Consider the following 12,976-nt stretch of genomic DNA (forward strand, 5'->3'; position numbering starts at 1 on the left):
GAAACAGTCTTTTAGACAGTATTAAAAGGAAGTCGAAAGAAGACTGACAGAGATTATAAAGATTGAAAGAAGGAAAAATGACGAAACAAGAGGGAACGTTCGTTCGTTTAGGTTGTATACTAAGGATGTTGAAAGGCAAGTAAGACTTCCTAACAACAAAGATTTATAATCTAAAAAAAAGAAAGAAGGAATGTAAAATGACAGTACAACCAATTGAAGGGAAGAAAGTAGTTTATTTAGTCCAAGCAACAAACGCAGCAAAAGGAGCAAAAGCATTACTTCCTGGTTTCCAGACAGAAGGAACATGGACACGTGAACATGAGGCTTTAGATGAACAAACAAAGTCAGGACGTATTTTAGGATATGGGGCAAAGACTGAAACGTTTGAATTAACTCTTTATTCAGCACCAGGGGATGCAGGGCAAGAAGCAATTGCCAATGCATATGACAATGAAGAACAAGTTAAAGTTTGGCGCGTTGAATTACAGCAAAATACTGATGGTTCATATCCTGCTCGTTTTGGTTATTCAATTATTCAAAGTGTGGCAATTTCAGATGCAGATAGTTTTGCAGAGTTAACAGTTACTTTACCAGTAATTGGAAAAACCCAACCAGGAACGTTAACGGATATTCCAGAAGAATTAATTAATCTAGCTTTATATGGTTTTGAAAATCCAGGAGAAAAAACTGGTGAGCTAGGTGAAGAAGCAGCAAAAGAATAGTACTGAGTATCTCGACTAGTAGGATACGTATGTTTCTACTAGTCAAATTAAAAGTTAGCAACTAGAAAGAAGGAATTAGATGTTTACCATTGATATTAATGAAAAAGCTTATGAGGTTAAGGGGAATTTACGTTTTGCTCGAGACATTGAGACGTATTTATCAACTAAGAAAGATGGCATCAATCAGCTAAATGGTTTGGCACTATTATATATGGGACTACAAAGTGATTCAATTAATGCCTTGTTAAATTTTCTATATTACGGCATTAAAACGTCAGAAAGACCCAGCATGGATCAAATTGAAACAGCACTTGATAAGCTGCTAGAACAAGATGAGGAAGCGCTAGATGTGCTGTTTTTAAAAGCAGTAGGTGTCATGGAACTAAGCGGTTTTTTCGCAAAAACAAGAAAAACAGTAATGGAAAATTTGAAGAAGGAAGCCAGCAACAAAGAACTAGTAAAACAGATGGAACAAAAACGCAAGAAAGCCATTTCTCTACTCTCAAAATTATAGAAACTTGTTTTCAATATGGAGTAAGTTCTATCGATGATATTTTAGAATTAAGTATTGCTGAATATGAAGCTGCAATTAAAGGAATGCAACTCAGAGTCATAGATAGTTATGAGATGATGGCTAAATCAGCTATGGCCAATCGCTATGCCCATCATGCAAAGCAAGCGAAGGAGCGTAAAATTTTCGATAAAGAAAAAGCTCTGAGAAGTCTAAGTGTAGGAAGTCATGAAAATAAACTTAATCCAAATTTAATCAGTAATGCAAGTCGTGCTTTGAAATACTATGAGGTGAAATTTATAGCAGATGCACAAGTATAAAAACTAGAAAGGAGGAACAGTATGGATATGAATTTATCTGGTATGTCAGGTAATTTAAATGATATCTTAGGAACTGTCGGACTTATTCAAGATGATTTTTCCGCATTGTCAGGTACTATAGGGCAATTAATGGAACCGTTCGGAGCTGTCCATTCTGCGGTTGAAGATATTAAAAATTCTGCCGGTTCAATTGGGGATATTTTTAGTGGAGATATTGGAATTATCGATGGATTGTCAGGAGCATTTAGTGGTGTTGTCAGTAGTGCTGAGAATATATCAGGTGCTCTATCAGGTTTTTCGGAGATTAAAGGGACCTTTACAGATCTTCAAGAGATGTTGAGTGTGACGGGAGCAGATTTTAGTGATTTAGGCGGTTTAATGTCATCTATTCCCAAGCCAAATTTTTCAGCGATTTTACCTTTATTAAGCACGCTTGGAACTGGAGCAATGGCAGCAGCTGCAAGTGTCTGGGCATTAATTGCACCATTTTTGGCGATTGCATTGCCAATCATTGCAGTCGTTGCAGGAGTGGCATTGCTAATGAATCACTTAGGAATATTTTCAGATATTAGCAAAGTATTTAGTGGAGATATGTCATTAGGAGAATTTTTTATTACCTTAAAAGATAAATTGTTTGGTTTTGTTTCAGGGATTATTGAAGCAGTTCCACAAATTATAGAAAATGGAAAAAATTTAATTATAGGCTTTATTAAAGGGCTTTCCGAGAAGATTCCGGAAGTTATTCAATCTGGTATTGAAATGTTAACTAATTTTGTTAATACAATCATTTCAGCAGTTCCAGGGTTAATTCAAGCAGGAATTACGCTATTAACAAATTTTATAAGTGGGTTAGTGACGATTATTCCGACTATTTTAGCGACAGCATTAAGTTTGATGGTTGGTTTTGTTGCGATGGTTATTAGTGCAATTCCAAACTTGATTGCTGCAGGTATTCAGATTTTAATCGCTTTAATTGGAGGGATTACTTCTATGATTGGAAATTTATTGAAAATTGGTGGCGATTTTATTTCTACGATTATTTCAGGGATTGCAACTGTTATCGGGCAACTTAAAGATAAAGGTGCTGAAATATTCAACAAGTTAAAAGATGGTATTGTTGAAAAAATGGCAGGCATGTTGGATATAGGAAAAAATATTATTCAAGGTTTAATAGATGGTGTGGGAGCTATGAAAAATGCTGTGGTTAACAAAATTAAAGAAATTGGAAATAGTATGTTAGATGGAATTAAAGGTCTTTTTGGTATTAAATCACCTTCGAGAGTAATGAAAGGTATTGGAGGATATATGTCGATTGGATTAGCAAACGGGATTGAGAGTGAGTCTGATAAAGTTAAACGTGCTACTGATCATTTAGCAGAAGCAGCAATGATAGATCCAAAAGATCTTAAAATGAAGATGTCAGATATGCGCAGCTTATCTAAACCTTTGTCTTTTTCAAATATGATTGATACTCAAGGGTTAGAGGCAAGCAATAGTAACCGTAAAATGATTAGCAATCAGCAAACGATTCAATTTAATCAGCCTATTGCAAGACCTTCTGAATTGCTGCGTAAAATGCGTCAAGCGAATCAAGAAATGGGGTGGAACATGTAGTGGAGTGTGAAATTTATAATCAAGTACTTGGTCAAAAATTAATGATTAAGGACTATATAACTGAAACTTTTGCCACTGATGGCAATCCGAAAGGGAACTATTTTTTATTAAAACTAGATGGATTGGGTGAAGTTCAAGCAGATCGACATACGATGGATGCTCATGGAGACGGAAGTATCTATATCAATTCTAATTTGGCAGAGCGAGAACTTCAAATCGAATTAGTTATTTTAGCTGATGAAAGTAAAAATATGGAAGAATTACGTCGAGAAATCAGTAAAATAGTCAATCCAAAAGCTGGTTTACTAGAGTTAAGATATAAAGAAGAGCAAAAGACGTATCGAATCAATGTTGCTAGTGACCATGTTCCAACCTTTACAACTGAAGATTATTTAGGAAAAAAAAGACAACGAGTGACACTAACATTAGTTGCCTCAGATCCTTTCTGGTATGCAGAAAATTCTGAGGTTCATTATTTATCTAATTGGCAACCCAATTTAGAGTGGGAGCTAGAATTTCCATTAACTGAAAATAAAGACTTAGGTATCGAGTTAGAAACCTTTCTAAAAGATGGACTAGTTACCTTAGAAAATGATGGTGATGAGTTCACGGGTGCAATTTTTTTGTTAAGCGCTAGTGGTGATGTGTTGAATCCTGAAATCATTCGTATCATGCCAGATGGGTCAAGTACGCAGAAAATGAAATTACTGACGAGTATGAAAGCTGGTGATAGAATCCGAATTTCAACTATTTCGGGTCAAAAACGAGTTGAAAAGTGGTCAGATGATAGGCAAAAATGGCTAAATATTTTTAATACATTAACTATGGATAGTACTTTTATACAATTAGGTGTTGGAGAGAATTATCTACGTTCTACAGCCGCGACTCATAGCGATCAATTAGAAATTAAGGTTCAGTATGAATCACGTTACGTGGGGGTATAAATATGATTTTATGGGTATTAAATCAAGAGTTGGAGCGTATTAATGGAATTGAACAATTTAGTAGTTTTGTTCTAACAAAGCGATATTCAGTACCAAGTGAATTTGAGTTACATCTGCCAATGACGGAAGAAAATCTGCAATTAATTCAAGATAACCAATTATCATTAGGAAATATTTTAATGAAAGAGTCAGAATTAGTTGGTTATTTAATTGAAGAAATGAATTCAAATTTTGAAAAAAATGGTGGAGAGATTGTTATAAAAGGGCGCGATTTAAGGGCTTATTTAGATCGAAGGATTATTCTAGGTGAAAAAGCTTATTTTGGAACACCTCAAAAATTAATACATGATTGGTTGGAGAGTTGTGTCATAAACCCTAAAGATAATCAACGCAAAATGAAGCAGTTTAAATTGGGCGATTTTCCAAATTCGACACGAACAATGTCGGTGGAATTAAAATATACGAATTTATTAGAATCTATTTCAACGTTGTGCCAAGAATTAGAATGGGGTTTTTCTGTTGAGATAGAATTGAGTACTAAGCAATTAGTTCTAACAATATATGAAGGTGTAGATCGTACTAATGGCCAATCAAAAAACATAAAAGTTTTATTTTCACAGGATTTTGAAAACATTTTAACCCAATCAGTTATAGTTAATAATTTGAATTTAAAAACGACAGCTTTAGTAGAATCACAATGGGAAGAGCAGAAATATTTATTAGAAGTAGCAAATTCCACATCAGACATTTTGCGAAGAGAAATCTATGTTGATGCTAAAAATATTGGACAACCTACAGGCGAAGATAAATTAACTGAAACGCAACAAAAAGAGTTAGTCAAACAAGTAGGAACGAAAGAGTTGTTAGACTTCCAGATCATTCAAACCGTTGAAGCAGATGTTGTAATGAATGGGTCTACTCGTTATCAAGAGGACTTCATGTTAGGCGATCGAGTCACAATTCTATCAGAGAGTTTAGGCTTAGAACTAGATACAAGGATTGAGACTGTAGAAGAAGTTTACGAAGAACGAGGATTGGAAATTCGATTGTCATTCGGCAATCAAGTACCGACATTGGTTGATAAAATTAGAAAGAAAGTGAAGTGATTGAGAGATGGAACAAGGCTTATTTTTCCCTTCTAAAAACGGGGATCGTAAATACAAAGCAAGTGATTTTACGGGCTATTTTTCCCATTTATTTTCAAACGGTGTATTTAGTAATAATAGTGAAAATTTACAGGTACTAGCTTCTAAAACAAATGGATTAGCAGTAGTCGTTGGAGCTGGTTACGGAAATATTAACGGTTATCTGTATCAATTGACAGAAGCTAAAACGATTGTCTTTAAAGTAGCCGATGTTTCTGGAACGGCTAAAAAAGGTGCAGTTGTCTTACGAATGGATTTAAATGAACGTTTAATGAGTGTGGAGACAAAAGGAACGACTGAGTTGACGCGAACAAATTCGATTTATGAATTGATGTTAGCGGAAGTAGCGATTCCTGGTGGTGGTTTGCCAATTACTCAGAGCATGATCAAGGATACGAGAGGGAATGGTGAATTATGTGGCTATGTTAGCTCGCTAATTGATATTGATCCAACAACTTTATGGCTACAGTTTGAAGCAGACTGGAAAAAATGGTATGAAAATAAACAAAATGAAATGAACTTGAATACAGAGGAACTAAAAAAATATCTAGTTGAAGCAAAAAAAGAATTTAGAGATTGGTTCAACTATTTAAAAGAAATGTTAGATGAAAATACTGCAACTAATTTACAAAATCAATTAAATGAACTTATTGCGGACAAAAAAGAATTAAAAGCAACAGAAGTAGTTTTGACCATTGAGCATAATTTAAAAGAATTTCCTCAGATATCTGTTTTAGCATGGAGATATGGAATTGGCACAGTTCCTTTAAATACTCAACCTAACGATATTAATTTTGATGGAACCGATGTATCCAGCATAGTGGCTGAGGTGCGTTATTATAGTCGAAATAAGCTATCTGTCTTAGTACCTAAAAATTATAGTATGGAACATCCTACTATTATTAAACTAACATCAAATAAATATTTGTTAATTGAAGATATCAATTCATTGGAAATTAGGATTAATGATAACGTTAATAATATAAAGTGATATATTAAAAAAATGGTGCAACATGGAGTAAGTTTTCAAGGCATATAATGGTTAAAAAGTTTAGAAATACTATAAATTAAAAATAAAAAATGAGGAGTTATAATATAATGGCAAAATTAGAAGAAATTTATGATGGTATGAAAAAAGCAGGGACAGTAATTGATGAAAATTTCAAAAAATTGGAAATAGCAATATATGATAGTGGCTGGGTTGATGTTACTGGACCTGTAAAAGGGATTCAGGTACGAAGAATTGGAAAGGAGGTCAAATTAAAAGGAACAAGCATTGTAAATGAAAGTACTAGTGCAACTGTTTTTGTTTTGCCAAAAGGGTTAAGGCCCAGCGATGGTTTTGCTTATGATTTAGGGTTTCAAGAGTCATCTACGGGACATAGATGTATTTTGTTTTTTAATAAGGACGGAAATGTGGTTGTTTTATATAATGTTAAAGACAATGCGCCAGTTATTTTTAACGGAATATCATGGTTTACAGACGAAGAATTGCCAGTATAGGTTAATGAAATAACTGGAAATTTTCTTTAATCACGAAAAATCTTTAAATAATGAATTGTCCTTTGTGAGTTTTGTATATTAGTCAAATTACTAATTTACAAACAGAATTAAATCAAAAAGAAGCTAAAGTTAGTGATTCTGGTTGGATAAAAGCGATAACTTCTGGAGTGACGCATAATGCCAATCAACCATTTTCTTACCGTAAAATTGGGAATAGAGTTGAGTTTCGTGGTGGTGGTAATTTTCCAATTGCAGGTGGTTATACCTTTTTGATTATGCCGAGTGGTTTTTATCCAAGTTAAGAATATAGAGCGTCAGCTACAGTACAAGATAGTGATACAACGAAAAAATTTATTTTCCAAGTATTAACAAATGGAACTTGTAAGATAATTCATAATACGGTTTCTTCAAATATAGTTTGGATGGATGGGCAACACTATTATGTTGATTAATAAAATATGTTTTAGTCTTAATAAATAACAAAAATGGAATTACCACTAAATAGATGGTAATTCTGTTTTTTGTTTATGTTTTTTTATTTTTATGAAAGAATATCTTATCTTGTTTTTTTATGTTAAAATGGTAAAAGAATTTAGAATAGAGATGGAGATTAAAAAAATGGATGTGCATAAAGCCGATATCGTAATAAGTGCAGTCGCACCTGCTCAATACCCAAGCACAGGTTTGCCAGAGATTGCTTTAGCAGGTCGTTCTAATGTAGGGAAATCATCGTTTATTAACCGAATGATTAATCGAAAAGGATTAGCTCGGACGTCTAGTAAGCCTGGGAAAACACAAACTTTAAACTTTTATATTATTCAAGATCAATTTTATTTTGTTGATGTACCTGGTTATGGTTATGCTAAAGTATCAAAAACTGAACGTGCTAAATGGGGGCAAATGTTAGAAACCTATTTAACAAAACGTGACACATTGAAAGCCGTATTATCTGTTGTTGATTTGCGACATGCTCCAAGTAAGGAAGATGTCCAAATGTATCAATTTTTGAAATATTATGATTTGCCTGTAATTGTAGTTGCTACAAAAGCCGATAAAATTCCACGCAGTAAATGGAACAAGCATATCAAGATTGTCAAAGATACGTTAGAGTTTGATAAAAACGATGAATTTGTGATGTTCTCATCAGAAACTGGCGAAGGAAAAGATGAGGCTTGGCGTTTGATTGAGAAGTATTTAGCTTTATAAAAAGTTGACTAGCCAATAATCAAAGGTCAGGAAAGATTAGAAAAACAATTAAGATTTTTCTTAGTTGTTTTTTTCTGGTATTTAACTTAAAAATACAGCGGGTTACAGTAGCTAGTCATAGGAGTGAGTAAAGTTGAAAATTTTATTGTATGGCGTAAGTCATCAAACAACACCGATAGAAATAAGAGAACGGTATACAATTAAAGAGGACGATGTGCCAAAACAATTAACCGAAATTAAAGCTTTTAATGGGGTTAGCGAAGTAGTTATTTTAACGACATGTAACCGCACTGAATATTATTTATATATAGATCAAACTGAATTTATGCATGGTGACATGTTGCGTTATATTGGAGAGTATACTGGTTATGACGTATCTGATGTGATCTCAACAAGTTATGGAAAGTCAAATAGCGATGTGGCAACTCATATTTTTAAAGTTGCAACAGGTCTAGATTCATTAATGGTTGGGGAAACGCAAATATTAAGTCAAGTCAAATTTGCTTTAAAAAATGCACAGGAAGTGGCAACAGCAGGTCCAATTCTAAGCTCGCTTTTTAACAAGGCTGTTTCATTTTCTAAACGAGTACATACTCACACGAAAATTGATCAACTTTCTTTTAATCCGAGTACGGCAGCAGTAGAGCTCTTAAAATTAGAGTGGGAAAATTTAAAAGAAAAAAGAATTTTACTTTTAGGTGCGGGTAAAATGATTCGTTTGGCAGCAAAATCATTGTTGGAAAATGGAGCACAGCATATCACGGTAGTTTCGAGAAATAGTTTGAAAGCAGAGGCGTTTGCCCATGATATGAATGAATGGGTCCAAACTAACTATCATCCTGAAAAGTTAAAGCGTTATGTATATTCCGCTGAATATGAAAATTTACCCATGGCTTTAGCTGGAGCAGATGGTGTAATTGTAGCAACGAAAGCGTCAGAATATATTGTTACAACAGAGAGTATTATTAAAATGCAGGCGATTAGAAGTGGCTCAGTTAAAGAATTATGTCTGATTGATTTAGCGGTTCCAAGGAACGTTGACCCTGACCTAAATTTAGTTAAAGGGATTCGTATTTTTGACATGGATCAAATAGCTGTGCAAATTGATCATTTTAAAGAAGAGCGGGAAAAAATAATTAAAGGTATTTTAGCGGATATTGATGAAGCTGTAATTAAGTTTAATCGTTGGTATCAAGAGCGCCGCGCAGTTCCTTACATTTATCAAATTAGAAAAGATACGATGGCAATTAGAGAGAAGACAATTGATAGTTTAGCTAAGAAATTACCTGATTTAGATGCTAGAGAAATGAAGTTGATAGATAAACATATGCAAAGTGTTGTGAATCAATTGATTAAAACTCCGATTCAATCGATGAAAGAGTTTGCTCGAATGAACCCAAGTAAGGATATGAATGATGCACTGGAACTATTTGTTCGTTCAATTGGTTTAAAACAAAGTGAAGAACAGACAGAAGTCCCAATCGAAGACTTACAACTGTTAGAAAAGGAGGGCGATTTATGAGGTCGACAGAACATTCAGAAGCGATTTTTAGTGAAGCTGTTGAATTAATGCCGGGAGGGGTGAGTAGTCCTGTCCGAGCGTTTAAATCCGTAGATGTGCCCCCAATCGTCATGGATCATGGAAAAGGTAGTCGAATTGTGGATGTTGATGGAAATAGTTATATTGATTATGTATTATCATGGGGTCCACTGATTTTAGGCCATGCAGAGCCACATGTTGTTGCTGCTATTCAACAAACAGCTAGCTTAGGAACGAGTTTTGGAGCACCAACGTTAATGGAAAATAAGTTGGCTAAATTAGTCATTGAACGAGTCCCCTCAATCGAGATGATTCGCTTTGTTAATTCTGGAACAGAAGCAACTATGAGTGCTTTACGTTTGGCTCGTGGTTACACTGGTCGAGATAAGATTTTAAAACTTGAAGGAAGTTATCATGGACATGATGATGCTCTCCTAGTAAAGGTTGGTTCAGGGGTAGCAACATTAGGTTTGCCAGATTCTCCAGGTGTTCCGAAAAGTACAACAAGCAATACGTTAGTGGCGCCTTATAATGACAGTGAAGCTGTTAGAAGGATTTTTAAAGAGTATCAAGGCCAAATTGCTGCTGTAATTGTTGAGCCGGTAGCAGGCAATATGGGAGTTATTCCACCTGTTCCTGGTTTCTTAGAAACAGTCCGAGAGGTAACGACAAAAGATGGTGCATTGCTTATTTTTGATGAAGTAATGTCGGGTTTTCGAGTTGGGTATTATTCTGCGCAAGGGCATTATTCTGTTACCCCAGATTTAACCTGTTTAGGAAAGGTGATTGGTGGTGGAGTTCCTGTTGGTGCATATGGCGGACGACGTGATATTATGGAACATATGGCGCCAGCTGGAAGTGTTTATCAAGCGGGGACGTTATCGGGAAATCCTTTAGCCATGGCAGCAGGTTATGCAACTTTAAGTAATTTATACGAAGCCGATTATACTCATTTTGAGAAATTAGGAGATGCGTTAGAAACAGGAATTGCTAAACTCAGTTTGAAATATAACCTGCCAATTACAGTTAATCGTGCGGGCAGTATGATTGGTTTGTTTTTTAATTCAGGACCTGTCTCTAATTATCAAGAAAGTAAAGCGAGTGATACTGAATTTTTCGGGAATTACTATCGTGAAATGGCTAATCGTGGCATCTTTTTACCTCCTTCTCAGTTTGAAGGTTTGTTCTTGTCTAAGGCACATACGCTTTCGGATATTGAAGAGACACTGGTAGCAATGGATGAAAGTTTTACTGCATTAATTATGAATAAATAGCTTGATTGGAAAAGGAGTTAGATTAATATGGAGTTTAATGATTATCAAAAATTAGCAAATAGAACCTTGTATGGCAATGAACAGGTGTTGACAAATTGTGCATTGGGAGTTGCTAGTGAAACTGGTGAAGTTGTTGACTTAATTAAAAAATATACGTTTCATGGGCATGATTTAGATAAAAAGGCGTTAACGAAAGAATTGGGAGATGTTCTTTGGTATTTATCACAAATTGCTGAATGGGCTGATATCCCATTTGAAAATGTTGCAACCCAAAATATTGAAAAACTAGAAAAGCGTTATCCAAATGGTTTTTCAAAAGAAGCGAGCCAAAATCGAGTAGACGATTAATATGTTCTTATTTGCTTAGCAAAGTTGTGTAATCACTTTGCTAAGCTTTTTCTTGTTTAGAAAAATGAATCATGCTAAGATAATAGAAATATACATTGGGAGTGAATTACCATGTTAAGTGAAAAAGAATTTTTTAAAAAGCAAAAAATTTATCAAACAAGTCGTTTGAAGTTGAGGCAATTTAAGGTCGATGATGCTGACTCAATGTATACATATACAAGTAATCCTAATGTTGCAAAATATTGTAGTTGGCCTGTATATCAAACGATTGAAGAAGCTCAGAAATATATCCAATTTATATTAACTTGTTATGAAAAACAAGTTCTAGCGCCTTGGGCAATTGAAATTGTAGAAACAGGCGAAATGATTGGAGCAATTGATTTTGTCAGTTGGTCAGATATGCATGAAAATGTTGAGGTTGGCTATGTGATTGCCGAAGAACACTGGGGAAAAGGCTATGTTACTGAAGCTTTTAGCAAGTTAATCCAAATTGCTTTTGAAGAGATTAACGTGCATCGACTAACAGCTAAATGTTGTTCTGTAAATCAAGCTTCTGCAGCGGTAATGAAGAAAAATGGTCTCTTTTTTGAAGGTAAAACGCGAGAATCTTTTTACAAAGATCAGCAATTTTATGATATGGATCATTATGGAATGGTGCGAAATGACTATTTTGCTAGAATATAAACACAAACGAACTGAAAGTAACAGAAGTCTAGCTACTTTCAGTTCGTTTGTGTTATTTTTTTTTATCTTCTGTTTTTTTAGCCTTAGTTTTTTTATCATCATCTTTTTCGTCGTCGTCGTCTTCCTTACGTTTTTCAGGTTCAGGCTCGACTGCAAAGCGACTAAATAAATCATCTAAGTTTGTTTCAGTTTTATGTGTTAATCCCATCGGTATATCCCCTTTCATCTTTCTTTTATCTTAGCTGATTTTAAGTGAAAAAGCTAGCAGGATATTTTGATGTAGCATGAAGAATACTTGACAAAAACAGATTACAGTTGTAAACTCTAAGTAGATTACTTATGTAAACGAAAAGAGGGATTAAATGACAACTGCTGAAAAAGTCAAGATTAGTGATGCTGAATGGGAAATTATGCGCGTAGTTTGGTCAAAAAAACAAGCTTCTAGCCAAGAAATTGTTTCGGTGTTGGCAACAAAAATGGATTGGAAACCGGCGACGATAAAAACCTTAATTGGGCGTTTAGTGAAAAAAGAATTGTTAACAACAGAGGCAGATGGAAATCGTTTTATATATCGAGCTAATGTTTCTGAAACGGAAAGTGTAAAATCAGCAACAGAAAGCCTATTTGCTCACGTATGTAGTAAAAAAGTAGGATCAACGATTGGGAATTTAATTGAAGAAGCACAATTGTCTAAGTCAGATATACAAATGTTGGAAAAACTAATTCAATCAAAAAAAGCAACAGCAGTAGAAGAGATTGTTTGCAATTGTGTGCCGGGTCAGTGTGAGTGCCAGGAGCACCAAAATGTCACTATCTAAAATGATAAAAATCGGAGTGTGTGTATAATGGAAACGATTAAATTAAAAGTAACTGGAATGAGTTGCGAACATTGTGTGAAAAGAGTAGAAGAATCGGTTTTAACAATTAATGGCGTTGAAAAAGTGAAGGTTCATTTAAAAAAAGGAATCGCTAAAGTGAAATACAATCAGCAACTTGCTACCCCAGCTAAAATTAATGATGCAGTGATTGCTGCTGGTTATGAAGCATCGATAGTTGAATAAAAAAGTTGGATCAAAGGTACAATCCTTGGTCCAATTTTTTTATTCGCTTTTTTTATACATTTATTTTTGTATGCAAACGCTATATGTGCATAAAAAGTAAAAAA

At 34.5% G+C, this 12,976-nt stretch carries 17 protein-coding genes; 16 read left to right on the forward strand and 1 reads right to left on the reverse strand.

Going from position 1 to position 12,976, the window contains the following annotated elements:
- Window positions 1-197: 197 nt before the first annotated feature.
- The 14 genes from MHI00_RS07120 (at window position 198) to MHI00_RS07185 (ending at window position 11,811) form a co-directional block, all read left to right on the forward strand.
- Entirely contained in the window at window positions 198-722 is a 525-nt protein-coding gene (locus tag MHI00_RS07120) for a phage major tail protein, TP901-1 family (protein ID WP_015076633.1), read from the forward strand.
- Window positions 723-801: 79 nt separating this feature from the next.
- The gene (locus tag MHI00_RS07125; protein WP_010052967.1) at window positions 802-1,236 is read left to right on the forward strand and encodes a tail assembly chaperone; all 435 of its coding nucleotides are present in this window, start codon (window positions 802-804) and stop codon (window positions 1,234-1,236) included.
- Between the two features lie 83 nt (window positions 1,237-1,319).
- Window positions 1,320-1,553, forward strand: coding sequence for a hypothetical protein (locus MHI00_RS07130; protein WP_010052968.1), 234 nt, complete (start codon window positions 1,320-1,322; stop codon window positions 1,551-1,553).
- 21 nt (window positions 1,554-1,574) lie between these two features.
- Window positions 1,575-3,167, forward strand: coding sequence for a phage tail protein (locus tag MHI00_RS07135; RefSeq protein ID WP_341112288.1), 1,593 nt, complete (start codon window positions 1,575-1,577; stop codon window positions 3,165-3,167).
- Window positions 3,167-4,111: a phage tail domain-containing protein gene (locus MHI00_RS07140; RefSeq protein WP_187958308.1), complete on the forward strand. Its 945-nt coding sequence runs from the start codon at window positions 3,167-3,169 to the stop codon at window positions 4,109-4,111. Before MHI00_RS07135 ends, MHI00_RS07140 begins: the two co-directional genes overlap by 1 nt.
- A gap of 2 nt (window positions 4,112-4,113) precedes the next feature.
- A complete protein-coding gene (locus MHI00_RS07145) occupies window positions 4,114-5,217 on the forward strand; it encodes a siphovirus ReqiPepy6 Gp37-like family protein (RefSeq protein ID WP_341112293.1) in 1,104 nt (367 codons plus the stop codon).
- Between the two features lie 7 nt (window positions 5,218-5,224).
- Window positions 5,225-6,247, forward strand: coding sequence for a hypothetical protein (locus MHI00_RS07150; protein WP_010052972.1), 1,023 nt, complete (start codon window positions 5,225-5,227; stop codon window positions 6,245-6,247).
- Between the two features lie 107 nt (window positions 6,248-6,354).
- Entirely contained in the window at window positions 6,355-6,759 is a 405-nt protein-coding gene (locus tag MHI00_RS07155; protein ID WP_157455472.1) for a hypothetical protein, read from the forward strand.
- 71 nt (window positions 6,760-6,830) lie between these two features.
- Window positions 6,831-7,061: a hypothetical protein gene (locus MHI00_RS07160; RefSeq protein ID WP_341112300.1), complete on the forward strand. Its 231-nt coding sequence runs from the start codon at window positions 6,831-6,833 to the stop codon at window positions 7,059-7,061.
- A 316-nt stretch (window positions 7,062-7,377) separates the two neighbouring features.
- Complete coding sequence (yihA, locus tag MHI00_RS07165) at window positions 7,378-7,965, forward strand: ribosome biogenesis GTP-binding protein YihA/YsxC (RefSeq protein WP_010052977.1); 588 nt, start codon at window positions 7,378-7,380, stop codon at window positions 7,963-7,965.
- A gap of 133 nt (window positions 7,966-8,098) precedes the next feature.
- A complete protein-coding gene (hemA, locus tag MHI00_RS07170) occupies window positions 8,099-9,487 on the forward strand; it encodes a glutamyl-tRNA reductase (protein WP_010052979.1) in 1,389 nt (462 codons plus the stop codon).
- Window positions 9,484-10,779: a glutamate-1-semialdehyde 2,1-aminomutase gene (gene hemL, locus MHI00_RS07175; RefSeq protein ID WP_015076624.1), complete on the forward strand. Its 1,296-nt coding sequence runs from the start codon at window positions 9,484-9,486 to the stop codon at window positions 10,777-10,779. Before hemA ends, hemL begins: the two co-directional genes overlap by 4 nt.
- Window positions 10,780-10,806: 27 nt before the next feature.
- Window positions 10,807-11,127, forward strand: coding sequence for a nucleoside triphosphate pyrophosphohydrolase family protein (locus tag MHI00_RS07180; protein ID WP_010052981.1), 321 nt, complete (start codon window positions 10,807-10,809; stop codon window positions 11,125-11,127).
- A 111-nt stretch (window positions 11,128-11,238) separates the two neighbouring features.
- Window positions 11,239-11,811 (forward strand): GNAT family N-acetyltransferase, encoded by a 573-nt coding sequence (locus MHI00_RS07185; protein ID WP_317913728.1) that lies wholly within the window; start codon window positions 11,239-11,241, stop codon window positions 11,809-11,811.
- 52 nt (window positions 11,812-11,863) lie between these two features.
- Here the strand turns inward: MHI00_RS07185 and MHI00_RS07190 are convergent, their stop codons facing one another.
- The gene (locus MHI00_RS07190) at window positions 11,864-12,019 is read right to left on the reverse strand and encodes an SPJ_0845 family protein (protein WP_164468466.1); all 156 of its coding nucleotides are present in this window, start codon (window positions 12,017-12,019) and stop codon (window positions 11,864-11,866) included.
- Between the two features lie 154 nt (window positions 12,020-12,173).
- Between MHI00_RS07190 and MHI00_RS07195 the strand changes: the two genes are divergently transcribed.
- Together MHI00_RS07195 and MHI00_RS07200 are read left to right on the forward strand one after the other, a co-directional pair.
- Window positions 12,174-12,629, forward strand: coding sequence for a CopY/TcrY family copper transport repressor (locus MHI00_RS07195; RefSeq protein WP_010052983.1), 456 nt, complete (start codon window positions 12,174-12,176; stop codon window positions 12,627-12,629).
- Between the two features lie 27 nt (window positions 12,630-12,656).
- Window positions 12,657-12,872 carry a heavy-metal-associated domain-containing protein gene (locus MHI00_RS07200; RefSeq protein ID WP_056999488.1) on the forward strand — a complete coding sequence of 72 codons (216 nt, stop codon included), beginning with the start codon at window positions 12,657-12,659 and terminating at the stop codon, window positions 12,870-12,872.
- Window positions 12,873-12,976 lie beyond the last annotated feature (104 nt).

This window comes from Carnobacterium sp. FSL E2-0243 (genome assembly GCF_038003605.1).
Taxonomy (GTDB): domain Bacteria; phylum Bacillota; class Bacilli; order Lactobacillales; family Carnobacteriaceae; genus Carnobacterium; species Carnobacterium maltaromaticum.